Raw genomic sequence first — 16,139 nt, forward strand, 5'->3', positions numbered from 1 at the left:
ATGGCGCTGACCAAAGCAGAAATGGCCGAGCACCTCTTTACCAAGTTGGGGATCAACAAGCGGGTAGCCAAGGAGCTGGTGGAGTCCTTTTTCGAGGAGATCCGTCAGGCACTCGAAAGTGGAGAGCAGGTCAAGCTCTCCGGCTTCGGCAACTTTGAGCTTCGGGACAAAAACCAACGTCCCGGTCGTAACCCAAAAACCGGAGAGGACATTCCCATTTCTGCGCGGCGCGTAGTGACCTTCCGGCCTGGCCAGAAGCTCAAGAGCCGCGTCGAGACGGTTCAAGAGTGATGAAAAAGGGGAGCCTAGGGCTCCCCTTTTTCTTGCGGCCAATCGCTGGGCACCAGCATGTGCCTAAGGCCGGTATTAGCGTCCAGCAACATCAGCGGCTGGTCTGTTATCCCGTTAAAGGGCACTAGCTGCGCGGTGTCCACTTCCGCCAGCCATTGCCAACGCGCCAATCCATACCAGCGCCCGGCAGGCAGTTCTCCAAGCCGAAACCAGCTTCCTTGTTCATGGCCCTGTGCCAACCAGTCATGTGCCGGCCCTTGTCCGAATAACAGCCCTCGGCTTAGTAGCCGTCGCTCGCTGATGGCCCAGCCGCGCTCGGCCAGCCAGCCTTGGGCCTGTGGTGTACTGAGCAGCGGCAGTTGCTGGCGGGCCAGGTGGCTGGCCTTGTGCTCCAGCCAGTCCCGCTGGCCAGGGCCCAGCCAGCCCTGGGGCAGGCCCAGGTAGAACTTGACGGTCAGCTCCCAATGTTCCAGCTGGCCGCTGTGGTTGTCCCTGAGGATAAGGTCCGGCGCCCCCAGGGTGCGCTTGTCCACCACCAGGGGGCTGTCCTTGGCCAGTATTTGGTAACGCCCGGAGCCGGCCAGGATAGCGGCTACCAGCCATTCAAAGCGCTGGCCCAGGCGCTGGGTGCGGCCCAACTGCTGGGCCAGGGCCTCAAGATCCAGCTGGCCGGGCGCCGGCAAGTGCGCGCTCTTCCCAAGGGCCAGCAGCGGCGGCCTGTTCAGTACCCAGCGCACCATGGCGCCAGCATCTTGTGGGGTGAAGGAGACGATGTTCATGGCCTAAGGCTAACACGGCCGAGGCTGTGGTGATCCATTGGTAACTTGTACGCGTATCTGCCATCATCAATTAAAACCTATACACAAAATTAAATTTGTATAGATTTGGAGGCGGCAATGAGCATCTGGGTCGGGGTTAGTGCCTGTGTCTTGGGGGAAAAGGTTCGCTTTGACGGCGGCCATAAGCTGTCCCGCTTTGTGGCAGACGAGCTGGGCCGGCATTTTCGCTTCTTTCCCCTGTGCCCGGAGATGGCCGTAGGGCTCAGCTCACCCAGACCCACCATCCGCCTGGTGGGTAACGCCGAGCGGCCAAGGCTGGTGGGCACCAAGGACGGTAGCTGGGACATTACCGACGACCTCCACGCTTATAGCGACAAGGTGCTGCCGGGCCTTGGCCACCTGGCCGGTTATATCCTCTGTGGTAAATCGCCCACTTGCGGCATGGAAAGGGTCAAGGTCTATACCCCGGAAGGGGAAGGGCTTGGCAAGGTGGGAGTAGGGCTTTTTGCCGCCCGGTTGATGGCCGCATACCCCAACCTGCCTATCGAAGAAGACGGCCGCCTGCACGACCCTTTGCTCCGTGAAAACTTCGTGATGCGGGTGATGACCTACCACCAATGGCTGGTCTTGCTGGCCGAAGGGCTCAGTGTCTCCGGGCTGATGGCCTTTCACCGGCGGCACAAGTTTTTGCTGCTGGCCCACAACCAAAAGCTTTACCGTGAATTGGGGCCCCTTATCGCCAAGGCCGACCCTGCCGAGCTACCGGCCCTGGCCGAGCGGTATATCACCGACTTTATGGCGGCCCTGGCCCACCCGGCCAGCAAGAAGGACCACAGCAATGTGCTGATGCACTTGCAGGGGTTTTTCAAAAAGGCCCTGTCGCGGGAAGAAAAGGGCGAGCTGCGCAGCCTTATCGACCAGTACCGCCAAGGGCTGGTGCCGCTGATGGTGCCCTTGACCCTCATAAACCATCACCTTAGCCGCCACCCGGTGCCTTATTTGGCCGAGCAAAGTTACCTCAATCCTTATCCTGTGGACCTGAAACTGCGTTATGGACTCTGACCTTCTTAAAATCGGCGAGCTGGCCGAGCAAAGCGGCGTACTGCCGGTAACCCTGCGGGCCTGGGAGCGTCGTTATGGCCTGTTAAAGCCCCAGCGCACCCCCAAGGGCCACCGCCTCTATCCCCGCAGCGAACTGGATAAGGTCGCCAAGATCTGCCGCTACCTGGCCATGGGGGTAAGCCTGGGGGAGATCAAAAAGCTGCTGGCCGGCTTGCCCGAACCGGTAGCCACCCCCCTGGCCGATGCCCTGGCTACCCCCATCCTGGCCCTGGCCCAAAGCCTCAATGTGCGGGGCCTGCGCCAGGCCCTTGAACAACTCTTGAAAGAGCAACCCCTGGAGCTGGTGTGCAGCGCCCTTTGGCAGCAGCTGGAACAATGGCCCCAGGGGCCTTTTTCGGAGCCGGCCAGGGGCCTGTTGGAAGGGGAACTTAGCCTGCGCCTGGCGGCCTTTAGCCGGCTGCAACAGCAGCAAAAGCGGCCGGCGGCGGTGTTGGCTGGGCAGTTACCGCTGCTGTGGCGGCAGATGGTGGCGGCGGTGTTGTCCCAGCGCTACCAGCTTATCGACCTGGGGGACAGCCTGGACGACAAGGCCCTGCGCTTGGCCCTGGCCGCCCTTAACGTAGACCTCTTGTTCCTGGGGGCCATCAAGGGGGAATTGCCGGCCCATCACAGTGTGTTGCCCGGCGCTTTTGCATTTCAGGAGGCCCTATGACCCAGTTGGTCTGGTTTCGAAACGACCTTCGCAGCCTGGACAACAGCGCTTTGGTGCAGGCGGCAAGGGCAGGGCAGGTCAGGGGGCTTTTTATCGCCACCCCGGGCCAATGGCGGCTGCACCAGATGGCGCCGGTCAAAATGCGCCTTATCAATAACGCGGTGACGCAGTTAAGCGGCCACTTGGCGGCGCTGGGCATCCCCTTGGATGTGGTGGCGCTGGACGACTTTGCCGCCATACCGGCCTTTCTGGCCCGTTATTGTCAGGAACAGGGTATCAGCGCCCTTTACGCCAACCGCGAATACCTGGTTAACGAGCTGGCCCGGGACCAGGCGGTAGCCGCCGCCTTACCCATTGCCTGCCACTTTAGCGACGATGCCTTACTGGCGCCGCCGGGGTCGGTGCTGACCGGCCAAGAGCAGCCCTACAGGGTCTTTACCCCCTTTAAAAAGCAGCTGAAAGCCAAACTGATGGCGGCCTTGCCAGAGGTGCAGCCCAGGCTCAAAGGGCAAAGCATTAGCCAGGCGCCGGTGCCGGAGTTTTCAGACAGCGCATTTGACGGCCAGCTTGCCGATTGGCCCCAGGATGAAGAGGCGGCCCTGCTGGCCATGCGCCGCTTTGTCACCGAACGGGTGGCCGATTACAAGGCACAGCGGGACTTTCCAGCCCTGGATATCACCTCCAGGCTGTCGGCGGCCCTGAGCATTGGCCTGGTGTCGGTGCGCCAGTGTTTGTGGCGGCTGCTTCACGAGCACCAGGATGCGGTCTGGGACGATGCCAGTGGCCCAGGCACCTGGCTTAACGAACTGATATGGCGCGATTTTTACCAGCACGTGGTCTGGCACTATCCCCTGGTGGTCAAGGGCCGGGCCTTCCAGGCCGACACCGACGCCATTGCTTGGTCCTATGACGAGGCGGCTTTCAAAGCCTGGTGTGAAGGGCGGACCGGCTTTCCCATCGTCGATGCCGCCATGCGCCAGCTGGTGCAAACCGGCTGGATGCATAACCGGCTGCGGATGATAGTGGCCTCCTTCCTGGTTAAGGATCTGCTGATCGATTGGCGCCTGGGGGAAGCCTTCTTTATGCGCCACCTCATCGACGGCGACTTTGCCGCCAACAACGGCGGCTGGCAGTGGGCGGCCAGTACCGGCACCGACGCCGCCCCCTACTTTCGTATCTTCAATCCCACCGAACAGGGCAAGCGCTTTGATCCTGACGGCCGCTTTATCCGTAGTTTTTTGCCAGAGCTTCAAGGACTTGATGACAAGTACCTGTTCGAGCCACAGCGCTACCCGGGTCCCTTGGACTATCCCAAGCCCCTGGTGGACCACAAACAGGCTAGGCAAAAAACCCTGGCCATGTTCAAGGCCCTCAAGGAGGGGTAATGGAAGAGGCTCTGGCGCAGTTCCTAGACCACTACCAGCAGCTGGACAGGCGCAACCTGCACCTGCTGGACGCCATGTACAGCCCGGATGTGCGCTTTATCGACCCGGCCCATCAGCTGGAAGGGCTGGTGGCCCTGCATCATTATTTCGAGAGCCTGTACGACAACGTCGAGGCGGTACATTTTCGCTACCAGAGCAGCGAAGTGGTGGGGAACAAGGCTTGGGTGCAGTGGACCCTGGTGCTCTGCCACCCCCGCCTCAATGCTGGCCACCGCTTTGAGTTTGACGGTGTCAGCCAACTGCTGTTCGACAAGGACGGCAAGGTCAGCCTGCACCGGGACTACTTTGACCTTGGCGCCATGCTCTATGAGCGGCTGCCGCTGCTGGGGCCCCTGGTGCGCTGGGTTAAAGGGAGGCTCGCCCAATGAAGGTGCTGGTGACGGGAGCCACTTCCGGCATAGGGCGCCAGCTGGCCCTGGACTACCACGGCGCCGGCCATGAGGTCTGGGCCTTGGGGCGAAGCCGCGAGGCCCTGGCCGAGCTTGCCAGGCTCGGCCTGAACTGCGCTCAACTTGACCTTACCGACCGGGACGCAGTGCTGGCCTGGTGCGCTCCCCTCGGCGGCCTGGATCTGGTCATCCTCAACGCCGGTACCTGCGAATACCAGGATATGCCCGGTTTTGATGCCGCCAGTTTTATCCGGGTGATGCGCGCCAATGTGGAGTCCATGGCCATCTGCATCGAAGGACTGCTACCCAAGCTGTTGGGCCGGGAAGGGGCCCGCCTGGTAGGAGTCTGTTCCAGCGCCGCCTACCTGCCCCTGCCAAGGGCCGAGGCCTACGGCGCCTCCAAGGCGGCGGTGCGCTACCTGCTCGAATGCCTGGACATCACCCTGGCCCCCCACAAGGTGGCGGTCAGCACTGTCTACCCGGGGTTTGTCCGCACCCCGCTGACCGACCGCAATGATTTTCCCATGCCCCTGGCCATCGACGTGGTGGCGGCTTCGCGCCATATCCGCCAGGGCATAGCCCGGGGCCGGCGCCATATTCATTTTCCCAAAGCCTTTACCTGGCCGCTGCGCTTGTTGGGGCTGTTGCCCCAATGGCTGTGGCGGCCCCTTGCCAGCAGGATGATAAAACAATGAAACGTATCGCCGTCGTCGGCTCCGGCATTGCCGGCATGAGCGCCGCCTATTACCTGTCCAGGCACCATGATGTCAGCCTGTTCGAAGCCGATCAGCGCCTGGGGGGCCATACCCATACGGTGGATCTGGACCATGGCGGGGAAAAGAGCGCCATCGACACCGGTTTTATCGTCTTTAACGACAGGACCTACCCCCATTTCCAGCACCTTTTGGGGGAGCTGGGGGTGGCTTATCAGCCCACCGAGATGAGCTTTTCGGTGCGCAGTGACCAGCAAAACCTCGAATACAACGGCCACAGCCTGGCCACCCTGTTTGCCCAGAAACGCAACCTGCTGCGCCCCAAGTTCTGGGCCCTTATCAGGGATATCCTCAAATTCAACAAGGCCGCCAAGGCCGAGCTGCACAGCCCCAGCGCCCAGACCCTGGGCGCCTTTTTGGATAAGAACGGCTTTGGCCGCTGGTTTGTGGACTGCTACTTGCTGCCCATGGGGGCGGCTATCTGGTCCATGGGCCTGGATGAAATGCGGGACTTCCCCCTGCAGTTTTTTGCCCGCTTTTTTGAAAACCACGGCCTGCTGGACGTGGCCAACCGCCCTCAGTGGTTCACCATCGAAGGGGGCTCGCGCAGCTACATAGGGCCGCTGACGGCCCCTTATCGCCAGCAAATCCACCTGGCCACCCCCATCCACGGCATTACCCGCCTGGCGCAAGGGGTCAGGCTGACCAGTGGCCAGCAGAGCTGGGACTTTGACGAGGTGGTACTGGCCTGCCATGCCGACCAGGCCCTGGCCATGCTTAGCGAACCTAGCGACGGAGAAAAGGCGGTGCTGGGCGCCCTGGGTTACAGTGATAACGATGTAGTGTTACACACCGACCAGGGCCACCTGCCCAAGCGCCGCCGCGCCTGGGCCAGTTGGAACTACCGTCTGGGGCGGGGCCGGGGCAAGGCGGTAGTGACCTACCAGATGAATATCCTGCAGCGCCTGGCCAAGCAACATCAGTACCTGGTGACCCTGAACGACGAGGTGGACGAAAGCCAGGTGCTGGGCCGCTACCGTTACAGTCACCCGGTTTACACTTTGGCCGCCATCGACGCCCAGCAGCAGTGGCAGCGCATCTCGGGGCAGGGGGGTATTCATTACTGCGGCGCCTACTGGTTTAACGGCTTTCACGAAGACGGGGTGCGCAGCGCCCTGCGGGTGTGCGACGCCCTAGGAGCCACCCCATGAGCAGCGCCCTGTACGTAGGGCAGGTGCGCCACCGCCGCCATCTCCCCAAAGGCCACAGCTTCAGCTATCCCTTTTTCATGTGGTGGCTCGACCTTGGCCAGCTGCCGGCGCCGGTGGGGCGCTGGTTTGCCAGCGACCGCTGGGCCCTGGCCCGTTTTCATCGCCCCGATTATCTGGGGGACCCGGCCATGCCCCTGGACGACGCCCTAAGGGCGCGTTGGCAGGAGCTGACCGGCTCGGCCCCCAGCGGCAAGGTTTATGGCCTGGTTAACCTTAGGACCCTGGGGCTCTACTTTAGCCCGGTCAATTTCTACTACGGTTTCGACCAGGACGGCACCTGGAGCCACTTTATGGCCGAGGTGTCCAACACCCCCTGGAACCAGCGCCACTGCTACGGCTTTTTGGTCAAGGACGGCCAGGTGCCGGACCAGGCCAAGGCCTTTCACGTATCCCCCTTTAACCCCATGGACCAGCAATACCACTGGCGCCTCAAGGTGCCGGACGAAGCGTTGCTGGTGCACCTGGAAAACCATGACCAGCGCGGCCGGGTCTTTGACGCCACCCTGGCCATGCACCGCGAGCCCCTGACCCTGGCCTCGGTGCGCCGGCAACTGCTGCGCCGGCCGGTGATGACCGCCACAGTGGTGGCCGGCATCTACTGGCAGGCCCTGAAACTGGCCCTTAAAGGCGTGAAATTTTACGGTTACCCCAAGGAGACGGCATGACAGACCCTGCCAGCCAAACCAAAGTTGTGCCCCAGCCCGCCCTGAGCACGGGCCAGCGCCTGGCCAAGAAAGCCTTGCTGGCCCTGCTTGGCCACCTTAAAGAGGGGCAGTTGACCCTGGAGGACGACGAAGGCCAGCACCGCTTTGGCGCCGGGGAACCGGTGGCCCTGCTGAAGGTGCGTGACCCGGCCTTCTACCCCAAGGCGCTGCTGGGGGGCTCCATAGGGGCAGGGGAAGCCTACGTTGCTGGCCTGTGGGACAGCCCAGACCTGGTTAGCCTGGTGCGGATCATGGTGCTCAACCTGCCCATGCTCGACAGCCTGGAGCGGCGCCTGGCCTGGCTGACCTGGCCGGTGCAGCGCCTGGCCCACTTGGCCAACCGCAATTCCAAGAGCGGCTCCAAGCGCAATATCCTGGCCCATTACGATCTGGGTAACACCCTCTACAAGAGCTTTCTTGACGACAGCCTGATGTATTCATCGGCCCTCTATCCCCATCCAGAGGCGAGCCTGGAAGAAGCCCAGCAGCACCGCTTGGCGGTGATCTGTGAAAAACTGGACCTCAAACCCGGAGACCGGCTGCTGGAGATCGGTACCGGCTGGGGCGGCCTGGCCCTCTATGCCGCCCGCCATTACGGCTGCCATGTCACCACCACCACCATTTCCGAGGCCCAGTACCAGGAAGCCAAGGCCAGGGTCGCAGCCGAAGGCCTGGGGGAGCGCATCACCCTCCTTAAAGAGGATTATCGTGACCTCAAGGGCCAGTACGACAAGCTGGTGAGTATCGAGATGATTGAAGCGGTGGGTCACCGCTACCTGCCGGGCTTTTTCGCCAAGTGCCAGTCCCTGTTAAAGCCCGACGGCCTGATGCTGCTTCAGGCCATCACCATAGGGGACCAGCGCTACGACAGCTATGCCGGCTCGGTGGACTTTATCCAGCGCTACATCTTTCCCGGCGGCTGCTTGCCGTCCAACACCCGCATGCTGAGCCTGATGACGGCCCATACCGACTTTGTGGTGCGGGATCTCAAGGACTTCGGCTTTGACTACGCCCGTACCCTGGCCGAGTGGCGGCGGCGCTTTCACGGCGCCTTCGAGGGCCTTCGCAGCCAGGGCTACGACGAGCGTTTTAAGCGGCTTTGGGATTACTACCTGTGCTATTGCGAAGGGGGCTTTTGGGAAAGGGCCATCAGCGTGGTGCACCTGGTGGCCACCCGCCCGGGGAACAGGACATGCATTGGCTGTTAAACCTGGCCCTGTTCCAGCTGGCCTGGCTGGGGGCGGTGCTCTGGCAAAGCCCCTGGCCGGCCCTGGGGCTTTTGGCGCTGCACCTGCTGTTAAGCCCAAGGCGTCAGGCCGATGCCCGTTTGATGGTGGCTTTTTTACTGGTGGGACTCATTGTTGACGGCGGCTTGGGGGCGGCTGGGTTCTTGGTGTTCGAAGCCAGTCCTTATGTGATCCCCACCTGGCTGATGGCGCTTTGGGCGGCCCTTGCCATGCTGCCCAACCATAGCCTGGCCTGGCTTAAATACCGCCCCTGGCTGTCAGCCCTGCTGGGGGCTATCGGGGGCGCCTTTGCCTACTGGGGTGGGGTGCGGCTTGGGGCGGCGCAATTTGGCTGGCCCCTGGTCCAAAGCCTGGCCACCCTGGCCCTGGTGTGGGGCGGCCTCTGGCCCCTGCTGATGCTGCAATCGCGCCGGTGGTGCCCATGAAATGGCTGCTTATCCTGCTGCTGGCCATGCCCGCCTTTGGCCAATGGCAACTGCAAGGGCAGGGGCGCTATAGCTATCTCTTTTGGGATCTCTACGATGCCCGCTACTACAAGGCCGAGGACGGCCAGGCCCTGAGCCTCACCTACCTAAGGGCCATAGACGCCGACGATATCCTGGCCCAGACCCGTAAGGAATGGCGCCGTTTAGACCTGGGCCAGCCCCAGTGGCTGGCCTGGCTTGCCCGTTATTGCCCGGACGTTCAGGCCGGCGACGAGCTGCGCCTGGAGGTGCAGCAGCAACAAAGCCGGCTGTATTTCAACGGCCAGCTGCTGGCCAGCAATGACGATCCGGCCTTTGGCCCGGCCTTCTTGGCCATCTGGCTGTCACACAAGACCCGCGCCCCCGGCCTGCGCCAGGCGCTCTTGGGTAAGGAGGAGCAATGCGAAACCTGTTGATGGCCCTGGCGCTGCTGTTGGCCGGCTGCTCGGTGGGTATAGACCACTACCAGGGCAGCCAGCCCACCTTGCGCCTGGAGGACTACTTCCAGGGCCGCCTGGTGGCTAGAGGCATGTTCCAAGACTACCGGGACAGGGTAGTCAAACGCTTCGTGGTGACCATAGACGCCAATTGGCAGGGGGATACCGGCACCCTGGACGAGCATTTCGTTTATGACGACGGCAGCACCCAGCGCCGGGTGTGGACCTTAAAGGCCCTGGGAGATGGCCGCTACAGCGGCACCGCCGGTGACGTGCTGGGGGTGGCCCAGGGCCAGGCCAGGGGCATGGCCTTCCAATGGGCCTACGATCTGGCGCTGGCCATGGACGACGGCGACACCCTGACCGTGGGCTTTGACGATTGGATGTACCAACTGGACGACAAGCACCTGGTCAACCGCTCCACCATGACCAAATTCGGGGTGGCGGTGGGGCAGGTGACCCTCTTTTTCGAAAAGCAGTAAAAATGGCGGCGCCTCACGTATAATGCGCCGCCATGCAAGACTTCCACGCCCAACTGCGCACCCTTGGCGAGCTGCTGTTGGCCTATCAGGCCGACTGGCGCTTTTTGCCCTTCGACACCCAGCACTGGCCCTGGCCTGAGCTGGCGTTTTTGCAGGATAAAACCCCGGACGAGCTGGAGGCCATGGAGCAAGCGGCCCTCCATGCCCTGCTCGATCGCCACAGGCCCGGCCTTAGCCCCTGGCACGCCAAGGCCTTGCCCCGCATCAGCGGCCCGGCCCTGGCCCTGCCAGAGCGCCTGGCGGTGGGGATGGGCGGGCGAAAGTGGCAGCAAATACAGGATTTTAGCGCCGCCGTGGCCCCCCGCTTGCCGGTGCTGGAATGGTGTGCCGGCAAAGGTCATTTGGGCCGGGCCCTGGCCAGCCAGGGGCTGACGGTACAAGCCCTGGAATGGCAACAAAGCCTGTGTGACCAGGGCCAGGACTTGGCCCGCCAATGGCAGCTTGATCACCAGTTTGTCTGCGCCGACGCCCTGGCCCCGGACAGTGGCCGCTGGGTCAAGGCCCAGCAGCACGCCGTGGCCCTCCATGCCTGTGGCGATCTGCACAGCCAGCTGCTGGTCCATGCGGTTAAGGCCGGTACCCAGGCCATCAGCCTGTCCCCCTGCTGCTACCACCTGATTGCCGGTGATCGCTACCAGCCCCTGTCGGCCCTGGGCCGCCAGTTGGATCTGGGGCTAACCCGTTTTGATCTGCGCCTGCCGCTGCAAGAGCTGGTCACCGGAGGCGACAGGGCAGAGCGCCTACGCCACAAAGAGCTTGGCTACCGCCTGGCCTTTGACAGCCTGCAACGCCAGCTGCGGGGCGATGACAGCTACCTGCCGGTGCCCAATGCCCCCAAGTCCCTGTTTAGCGGCGACTTTGCCAGCTTCGCCCACTGGGCGGCGGAGAAGAAAGGGCTGGCCCTGCCAGCAAAGATGGCTCTCGAGCCCTTCCTGGCCGAGGGCCTGCGCCGCCACCAGAAGGTGCGCCGCCTCGATTGGGTCCGCCACTGGTACCGGCGGCCCCTGGAGCTGTGGCTGCTGCTGGACCGGGTCTGCTACCTGGTGGACGCCGGCTACCAGGTGCGCCTGGGCAGCTTTACCGACAAAGCCCAAACCCCCCGCAATGCCCTGATAGACGCTAGAAAAGGAGATGCCTGATGTACCTGCCATTGACACTGGAGCGCCGCCAGCAGGCCAAAGCCAGGCTTTCCGCCCGCCAACGGCTGGCAACCGATCTGTTGCTCGCCTGGGAAGAAGGGCTGGGCGCCCTGCGCCTGGGTAAGCAGTATTTTGCCGTCAAACCCGGTGATCTGATTTGGCTGCCCGCCGGCACCCTGTTTGCCCTGGGGGCCTCTGATGCCAGCGCCTTTAGCGTCCTGTGGCTATCCAAGCGCCTGGCCCTGGCCCTGCCGGGGCAAGTGGGCCTGCTGGCGGACCCTTGGTTCGCGGCCACCCTGGCCCGCGCCACGGCGGCGCAAGGGGAGCATCGCCAGGGGCTGCTCAAGGTGCTGGCCGGTGAATTAGCTACCGCCAAGCCCCAAGCCTTGGGCCAGGTCTTGCCCTGGCCGGCTCCCGGAGCCTTGGCACCCCTGGCCCTTATCGAGGCCGGGCGCCAGGGCCAGCACCAGCAGGGCCTGGATATTGACCCCAGGCCCCTGGCCCTGACCCCCGCCTAAAGCAGCGCCTTGAAGGCGTCAGGTACGGCCACCGCCGCCCTGGCGCCCATATCGAAAAACACCAACCCCACCTTGGCAACGGCCACCGCTTTGCCGTCTTCCCGGCTGAGTCGCTGGTAAATCTCTACACCTTTGCTGGACAGCTCCCCGGCGGCCAGTTCCATGGTCAGCTGTTGCGGGTAGAAGGCTTCCCCCAGGTAATTGACCGCCAGCTCTGCCACCACCTGGGCGGCGCCGCCGCTGTCCCCTTCACTGAGGCCATGGCTGGCCAGCCAGCAACAGCGCCCCTCATGGAGCAGGGACACCAGGGTGTCATGGCCCAGGTGCTGGCCGTGGTTGATATCGCCGATACGAAGGGTAAGGGGACAGCGGTAGAGCACAGGTGTGGGAAATTGCAGGGTAATGCGGGCCATGGGCGCCTCGGTCAAGGTTCAAAACCCCAGGCTAACCCCTTGGCAGCAAAGAAGAAAGGCGCCCAAGGCGCCTTTTCTTAGAGTTTGAACTTGCCCACTTCGGAGGCCACCTGTTGGCCCAGCTGCTGTAGCTTGCCGGCCTGGCTGGCGGCCTGGCGGCTGGAAGAAGACATCTCGTCGCCAACCCCTCTGATGGTTTCGGTGTTGCGGTTGATCTCCAGGGTCACCGAGGATTGCTCTTCGGCCGCCGAGGCGATCTGCGCCGACATGTCGTTGATCTGGTTGATGGCGTCCAGTATGGCTCCCAGGCTCTGGTTGGCAAGCTCTGCGTCGGCCACGCTGCGCTCGGCCATCAGGCTGCCTTGGTCGGTGGCGTCTACCGCCTGGCTGGCGGAGCGCTGCAGGGATTCGATCATGCCCTGGATCTCCTGGGTGGAGCTGTGAGTGCGCTGGGAAAGCACCCGCACTTCGTCGGCAACCACCGCAAAGCCCCGGCCCTGGTCCCCGGCCCGGGCCGCTTCAATGGCGGCGTTCAGGGCCAGCAGGTTGGTCTGCTCGGCAATGCCGCTGATGGTGGCCAGTATGGAGTTGATGTTCTGGGCATGGTGGTTAAGCTCGCCGATGATGCCATTGGCGCGGGCCACTTCCCCGGCCAGGTTCTCGATGGACTTTTGGCTTTGCTCGACCTGGCGCCGGCCTTCCTCGGTCAAACCCACGCAACTGCGGGCCGAGAAGGCGGTTTGCTCGGCATTGGTGGAGATCTCCTGGGTGGCTGAGGCCATTTCGGTGACGGCGGTGGCCACCATATGGATCTCGCTTTGGTGACGTTGGATGCGTTGGTCCTGCTGCTGGGCACCGACGGCGGTCTGCTCGGCTTCCTTGAGCAAGCCCTGGGAAGCCTCTCTGAGGCGGCTGATGATGCCGTGCAGCTGTTCGACAAAGCGGTTGAAGCTGCCTGCCAGTCGGCCTATTTCGTCCTGGCTGTGCACTGCCAGCCTAATGGTCAGATCACCGTTGCCATTGGCGATGGCGTCGAGGTTGCGGGTGATCTCAGACAGGTGCTTGAGCAGTATTTTCATCAGCCAGGACAGCACGGCCAGTACCAGGACCAGGATCACCAGGCTGATCCCCAGCTGGGTATAGAGCTGGCGCTGGACAGGGGCCATCAGGGTGTCCTTGTCCATCACCAGGATCAGCGCCCAACTGGTGTTGGGGATGGCCTCGGCGAAGATAAAGCGGTCGCGGCCGTCAAGGCGGCGCTCGTTGAGGTGGCGGGTCTTGATCAGGGCCTCTAGGCCGGCCCCGGTAAATTCACTGGTGATGGCCGAGGCCTTCTTGCTTTGGCGGCTGGTTTCGGGGTGGGCTATGACCTGGTCGCTCTTGTCCACCAGTACGGCGTAACCCTTGCCGGGTATCTTCAGGGCGTTGACGTGGGCTGTGAGCTGGTCCAGGGTCAGGTTGCCCCCAACCACACCGGCGATGTCTCCGTCCCGCCAAACCGGCTCAGCCAGGGTCACCACATATTGATTGTTGGTGGCAGAAACAAAGGGCGCGGTCAGGAAGCTGCCCCTGGCCTGCGTGGCCCCCTGGTACCAGCTGCGCTGGCGGGGGTCGTAACCGTCCTTGTTTTTGATGCTGGGATCGTTACGGATCATGTCGCCAGCCGGGGTGCCCAGGTAGGTCAGGGAAAAACCCAAGCCATCTTTGGTCTGGTCCAGAAAAAGGTAGCTGGGCACCTCGGGGTGGTCGGCGATGGACTTGGCCAGCTTGGTCATGGCCTGGCGCCTGTCCTGCATCCAGTCTCCCACGCTGCTGCTAAAGGCAGAGGCGAAAAGGCCCACTTCCTCTTCCAACATGCGGTTGATGTTCTGTTTCAGTGCCGACAGGCTCTGCCACAACACGGCGACGAAGAACAACAGGAAACAAAGACCGGTAACGGTCAGGATCTTGGAACGGAGTGACCAGTGCTGCATGGGGGCGCCTTAAGGAAGTATGCTCTTTCTCCTATCGGCGAAGTGCTGGTGTTTCTTTAAGCATCGGTCATGAAAAAAGCCACCTTGGCCCCCGCGCATTTTTGTAGGGCTGACCCTACAATAGCCCCTTGTTTTCATTGCCGGTAAGCAAGCATGTGGCAGGAGCTGGTGGACATAGCCCCTTTTCGTTGGAGCGACATCCTGATGGCCGTGGTGTGCGGCGCCATCGTCGGCCTGGAACGGCAGTTGCGGGGTAAGCCCGTAGGCATTCGCACCTCTGCCCTGGTGGTGCTGGGCACCTACTTTTTCGTGGCCTCGGCCCTGTCGGTGACCACCGAAAACTCTGATCCCTCCCGGATCATCGGCCAGGTGGTGACCGGGGTCGGTTTTTTGGGGGCCGGGGTGATGATGTCCCGGGATGGGGTCGTTATCGGGGTGACCTCGGCGGCGGCCATCTGGGCCTTGGCCAGCATTGGGGTGGTGATCTCCTTACACCATGACTACACGGCCTTGAAGCTGAGCCTGGTGGTGGTGGCGGTATTGACCGGTGTCGACATGCTCGAGGCCAGTTTTCAGTCCCTGCGCCGAGGCGTGCACCAGCGCTACCAAAGCTGGCGCCAGCGCCTGCCCAAAGAGCCCTGGGAGGGCCAATGATCCTGGTTACCGGCGCCAATGGCCGTCTCGGTAAGGCGCTGGTAACCCAAGCCAGGGCCCAGGGGCTGCCGGTTGTGGGGCTGGATCTGGCGCCAAGCGATTATGCCAGGCCCTGCGATCTGCGCCGCGACGCTCTGGAGCCGTTAATGGCAGGGGTGAGCGCCGTTATCCACTGCGCCGCCCTCCATGGCCGCCACCTGGACCTGGGCTTTAGCCGCCAGGCCTTTGTGGACACCAACATCGGTGCCACCTTGCGGCTCTTGGAAGCGGCCAAAAACCAGGGGGTGGGGCGCTTTATCTATACCAGCACCACCTCCTTGTACGGCAGCGCCATGGAAGATGATCGCCAGGCGGTGTGGGTAGATGAGCAATTGCCGGTGGCGCCCCGGGATATCTACGACATCACCAAGCAGGCGGCCGAAGCCCTGTGCCGGGATTTTTTCGAAAAGGACTTTGTCACGGCGGCGCTGCGAGTGTCGCGCTTTATGGACGAACCGGCCAATGCCATCGCCAATTACCGGTTGTACCGGGGCCTTGACGAGCGGGACGGGGCCCGGGCCCACCTCAAGGCCCTGACTGCGCCGCTGGCGCGCTTCGAGATCTTTAACGTCTCCAACCAGTCTCCCTTTACCCGCGCCGATTGCCAGGCACTTAAAGAAGATGCCGCCGCCGTTATCCGCCGCTGCTACCCCCAGGCGGAGCTGGTCTACCGGCAAAAGGGCTGGCAGCTGCCGGCCAGTATCGACCGGGTCTACGACATCACCAAGGCCAGGCAAATGCTGGGCTATGAGCCGCAATTTAACTTCGAAACCTTGCTAAGTCACTGACCGCCAAGGGCCCGATTTTCGCGGCCTGGACGGCGCCTATACTGAATGCTGGGCGTTGACGAAGGAGGTTGTTATGAGCATGTCAGAGTCCTTGCGTAACTACCTCGCTGTGCGGAACGTGCGTGCCGAACACATTCACCATCCCTACAGTGAAGGGGCGCTGCAAAGCGCCATTGCCAGCCAGGTACCCCTTAAGTACATGGCCAAGGCAGTGGTACTGGAAGACCACGAAGGCCGCCATATCATGGCGGTGGTACCGGCCAGCCACAAGCTGAGCCTGTCACGAGTCCGAATGCTCCTTGACCGCGATTGCCGGCTGCTTTCCGAACGGGAACTGGCCGATCGCTTCCGCGACTGTGAACTGGGCGCCATTCCCGCCATCGGCGAAGCCTTCGCCATGGAAACCCTGGTGGATGAATCCCTGTGGTGGCGAGACGATGTCTTTATGGAAAGTGGCGATCACAAGGATTTGTTGCATATCAAGGGTGAACACTTCAGAGCCTTGCTCCCCCATGCCAAGCAGGGGGCCATCGCCTTTGAAGATCAGACCTGGCATTGA

20 protein-coding genes are annotated in these 16,139 nt (G+C 62.6%); 17 read left to right on the forward strand and 3 right to left on the reverse strand.

Going from position 1 to position 16,139, the window contains the following annotated elements:
• Positions 1-291 carry an integration host factor subunit alpha gene (ihfA, locus tag B3C1_RS03910; RefSeq protein WP_008483054.1) on the forward strand — a complete coding sequence of 97 codons (291 nt, stop codon included), beginning with the start codon at positions 1-3 and terminating at the stop codon, positions 289-291.
• Positions 292-305: 14 nt separating this feature from the next.
• On the opposite strand, the gene B3C1_RS19255 is transcribed toward ihfA, so the two are convergent.
• Entirely contained in the window at positions 306-1,070 is a 765-nt protein-coding gene (locus B3C1_RS19255; RefSeq protein ID WP_051012877.1) for a DUF1853 family protein, read from the reverse strand.
• Positions 1,071-1,187: 117 nt separating this feature from the next.
• Here B3C1_RS19255 and B3C1_RS03920 point away from each other — a divergent pair, with 117 nt between their 5' ends.
• Genes B3C1_RS03920 through B3C1_RS03980 form a run of 13 tightly spaced genes read left to right on the forward strand, consistent with a single transcriptional unit; the run spans position 1,188 to position 11,713 of the window.
• Positions 1,188-2,132: a YbgA family protein gene (locus tag B3C1_RS03920; RefSeq protein ID WP_008483057.1), complete on the forward strand. Its 945-nt coding sequence runs from the start codon at positions 1,188-1,190 to the stop codon at positions 2,130-2,132.
• Positions 2,122-2,844: a MerR family transcriptional regulator gene (locus tag B3C1_RS19260; protein ID WP_008483059.1), complete on the forward strand. Its 723-nt coding sequence runs from the start codon at positions 2,122-2,124 to the stop codon at positions 2,842-2,844. Before B3C1_RS03920 ends, B3C1_RS19260 begins: the two co-directional genes overlap by 11 nt.
• Positions 2,841-4,229: a deoxyribodipyrimidine photo-lyase gene (gene phrB / locus B3C1_RS03930; protein ID WP_008483060.1), complete on the forward strand. Its 1,389-nt coding sequence runs from the start codon at positions 2,841-2,843 to the stop codon at positions 4,227-4,229. The genes B3C1_RS19260 and phrB overlap by 4 nt, the downstream gene beginning before the upstream one ends.
• Positions 4,229-4,657, forward strand: a complete 429-nt coding sequence (locus B3C1_RS03935; RefSeq protein WP_008483061.1) for a nuclear transport factor 2 family protein — start codon at positions 4,229-4,231, stop codon at positions 4,655-4,657. Before phrB ends, B3C1_RS03935 begins: the two co-directional genes overlap by 1 nt.
• Positions 4,654-5,373: an SDR family NAD(P)-dependent oxidoreductase gene (locus B3C1_RS03940; protein ID WP_008483062.1), complete on the forward strand. Its 720-nt coding sequence runs from the start codon at positions 4,654-4,656 to the stop codon at positions 5,371-5,373. Before B3C1_RS03935 ends, B3C1_RS03940 begins: the two co-directional genes overlap by 4 nt.
• A complete protein-coding gene (locus tag B3C1_RS03945; RefSeq protein WP_008483063.1) occupies positions 5,370-6,602 on the forward strand; it encodes an NAD(P)/FAD-dependent oxidoreductase in 1,233 nt (410 codons plus the stop codon). The genes B3C1_RS03940 and B3C1_RS03945 overlap by 4 nt, the downstream gene beginning before the upstream one ends.
• Entirely contained in the window at positions 6,599-7,327 is a 729-nt protein-coding gene (locus B3C1_RS03950; RefSeq protein ID WP_008483064.1) for a DUF1365 domain-containing protein, read from the forward strand. Before B3C1_RS03945 ends, B3C1_RS03950 begins: the two co-directional genes overlap by 4 nt.
• Positions 7,324-8,574 (forward strand): SAM-dependent methyltransferase, encoded by a 1,251-nt coding sequence (locus B3C1_RS03955; RefSeq protein ID WP_008483065.1) that lies wholly within the window; start codon positions 7,324-7,326, stop codon positions 8,572-8,574. Before B3C1_RS03950 ends, B3C1_RS03955 begins: the two co-directional genes overlap by 4 nt.
• Positions 8,559-9,038, forward strand: coding sequence for a DUF2878 domain-containing protein (locus tag B3C1_RS03960; protein ID WP_008483066.1), 480 nt, complete (start codon positions 8,559-8,561; stop codon positions 9,036-9,038). Before B3C1_RS03955 ends, B3C1_RS03960 begins: the two co-directional genes overlap by 16 nt.
• Entirely contained in the window at positions 9,035-9,493 is a 459-nt protein-coding gene (locus B3C1_RS03965) for a chalcone isomerase family protein (RefSeq protein ID WP_008483067.1), read from the forward strand. The genes B3C1_RS03960 and B3C1_RS03965 overlap by 4 nt, the downstream gene beginning before the upstream one ends.
• Complete coding sequence (locus tag B3C1_RS03970; RefSeq protein WP_008483068.1) at positions 9,478-9,996, forward strand: DUF3833 domain-containing protein; 519 nt, start codon at positions 9,478-9,480, stop codon at positions 9,994-9,996. Before B3C1_RS03965 ends, B3C1_RS03970 begins: the two co-directional genes overlap by 16 nt.
• Before the next feature lie 32 nt (positions 9,997-10,028).
• Positions 10,029-11,195 carry a methyltransferase gene (locus B3C1_RS03975; RefSeq protein ID WP_008483069.1) on the forward strand — a complete coding sequence of 389 codons (1,167 nt, stop codon included), beginning with the start codon at positions 10,029-10,031 and terminating at the stop codon, positions 11,193-11,195.
• Positions 11,195-11,713: an AraC family ligand binding domain-containing protein gene (locus B3C1_RS03980; RefSeq protein ID WP_008483071.1), complete on the forward strand. Its 519-nt coding sequence runs from the start codon at positions 11,195-11,197 to the stop codon at positions 11,711-11,713. The genes B3C1_RS03975 and B3C1_RS03980 overlap by 1 nt, the downstream gene beginning before the upstream one ends.
• Here the strand turns inward: B3C1_RS03980 and B3C1_RS03985 are convergent.
• Both B3C1_RS03985 and B3C1_RS03990 read right to left on the reverse strand, forming a co-directional pair.
• Complete coding sequence (locus tag B3C1_RS03985) at positions 11,710-12,126, reverse strand: acyl-CoA thioesterase (RefSeq protein WP_008483076.1); 417 nt, start codon at positions 12,124-12,126, stop codon at positions 11,710-11,712. The genes B3C1_RS03980 and B3C1_RS03985 overlap by 4 nt on opposite strands.
• Before the next feature lie 77 nt (positions 12,127-12,203).
• Positions 12,204-14,099, reverse strand: a complete 1,896-nt coding sequence (locus B3C1_RS03990) for a methyl-accepting chemotaxis protein (protein ID WP_008483079.1) — start codon at positions 14,097-14,099, stop codon at positions 12,204-12,206.
• A gap of 153 nt (positions 14,100-14,252) precedes the next feature.
• On the opposite strand from B3C1_RS03990, the gene B3C1_RS03995 reads away from it, so the two are divergent.
• From B3C1_RS03995 to B3C1_RS04005, 3 genes are all read left to right on the forward strand, one after another.
• Entirely contained in the window at positions 14,253-14,753 is a 501-nt protein-coding gene (locus B3C1_RS03995; protein WP_008483082.1) for an MgtC/SapB family protein, read from the forward strand.
• Positions 14,750-15,580, forward strand: a complete 831-nt coding sequence (locus B3C1_RS04000; protein ID WP_008483083.1) for an NAD-dependent epimerase/dehydratase family protein — start codon at positions 14,750-14,752, stop codon at positions 15,578-15,580. Before B3C1_RS03995 ends, B3C1_RS04000 begins: the two co-directional genes overlap by 4 nt.
• A gap of 73 nt (positions 15,581-15,653) precedes the next feature.
• Positions 15,654-16,139, forward strand: coding sequence for an aminoacyl-tRNA deacylase (locus tag B3C1_RS04005; protein ID WP_008483084.1), 486 nt, complete (start codon positions 15,654-15,656; stop codon positions 16,137-16,139).

The sequence above is a fragment of the Gallaecimonas xiamenensis 3-C-1 genome, assembly GCF_000299915.1.
Taxonomy (GTDB): Bacteria; Pseudomonadota; Gammaproteobacteria; order Enterobacterales; family Gallaecimonadaceae; genus Gallaecimonas; species Gallaecimonas xiamenensis.

Excerpts from the sequence above, each read along its gene's own strand:
- B3C1_RS03955 (WP_008483065.1), top strand. The coding sequence starts at position 7,324 with ATGACAGACCCTGCCAGCCAAACCAAAGTTGTGCCCCAGCCCGCCCTG.
- ihfA (WP_008483054.1), top strand. The coding sequence starts at position 1 with ATGGCGCTGACCAAAGCAGAAATGGCCGAGCACCTCTTTACCAAGTTG.
- B3C1_RS04005 (WP_008483084.1), top strand. The coding sequence starts at position 15,654 with ATGAGCATGTCAGAGTCCTTGCGTAACTACCTCGCTGTGCGGAACGTG.
- B3C1_RS03960 (WP_008483066.1), top strand. The coding sequence starts at position 8,559 with ATGCATTGGCTGTTAAACCTGGCCCTGTTCCAGCTGGCCTGGCTGGGG.
- B3C1_RS03995 (WP_008483082.1), top strand. The coding sequence starts at position 14,253 with ATGTGGCAGGAGCTGGTGGACATAGCCCCTTTTCGTTGGAGCGACATC.
- phrB (WP_008483060.1), top strand. The coding sequence starts at position 2,841 with ATGACCCAGTTGGTCTGGTTTCGAAACGACCTTCGCAGCCTGGACAAC.
- B3C1_RS03920 (WP_008483057.1), top strand. The coding sequence starts at position 1,188 with ATGAGCATCTGGGTCGGGGTTAGTGCCTGTGTCTTGGGGGAAAAGGTT.
- B3C1_RS19260 (WP_008483059.1), top strand. The coding sequence starts at position 2,122 with ATGGACTCTGACCTTCTTAAAATCGGCGAGCTGGCCGAGCAAAGCGGC.
- B3C1_RS03945 (WP_008483063.1), top strand. The coding sequence starts at position 5,370 with ATGAAACGTATCGCCGTCGTCGGCTCCGGCATTGCCGGCATGAGCGCC.
- B3C1_RS04000 (WP_008483083.1), top strand. The coding sequence starts at position 14,750 with ATGATCCTGGTTACCGGCGCCAATGGCCGTCTCGGTAAGGCGCTGGTA.
- B3C1_RS19255 (WP_051012877.1), bottom strand. The coding sequence starts at position 1,070 with ATGAACATCGTCTCCTTCACCCCACAAGATGCTGGCGCCATGGTGCGC.
- B3C1_RS03965 (WP_008483067.1), top strand. The coding sequence starts at position 9,035 with ATGAAATGGCTGCTTATCCTGCTGCTGGCCATGCCCGCCTTTGGCCAA.
- B3C1_RS03940 (WP_008483062.1), top strand. The coding sequence starts at position 4,654 with ATGAAGGTGCTGGTGACGGGAGCCACTTCCGGCATAGGGCGCCAGCTG.
- B3C1_RS03990 (WP_008483079.1), bottom strand. The coding sequence starts at position 14,099 with ATGCAGCACTGGTCACTCCGTTCCAAGATCCTGACCGTTACCGGTCTT.
- B3C1_RS03950 (WP_008483064.1), top strand. The coding sequence starts at position 6,599 with ATGAGCAGCGCCCTGTACGTAGGGCAGGTGCGCCACCGCCGCCATCTC.
- B3C1_RS03985 (WP_008483076.1), bottom strand. The coding sequence starts at position 12,126 with ATGGCCCGCATTACCCTGCAATTTCCCACACCTGTGCTCTACCGCTGT.
- B3C1_RS03935 (WP_008483061.1), top strand. The coding sequence starts at position 4,229 with ATGGAAGAGGCTCTGGCGCAGTTCCTAGACCACTACCAGCAGCTGGAC.
- B3C1_RS03980 (WP_008483071.1), top strand. The coding sequence starts at position 11,195 with ATGTACCTGCCATTGACACTGGAGCGCCGCCAGCAGGCCAAAGCCAGG.
- B3C1_RS03975 (WP_008483069.1), top strand. The coding sequence starts at position 10,029 with ATGCAAGACTTCCACGCCCAACTGCGCACCCTTGGCGAGCTGCTGTTG.
- B3C1_RS03970 (WP_008483068.1), top strand. The coding sequence starts at position 9,478 with ATGCGAAACCTGTTGATGGCCCTGGCGCTGCTGTTGGCCGGCTGCTCG.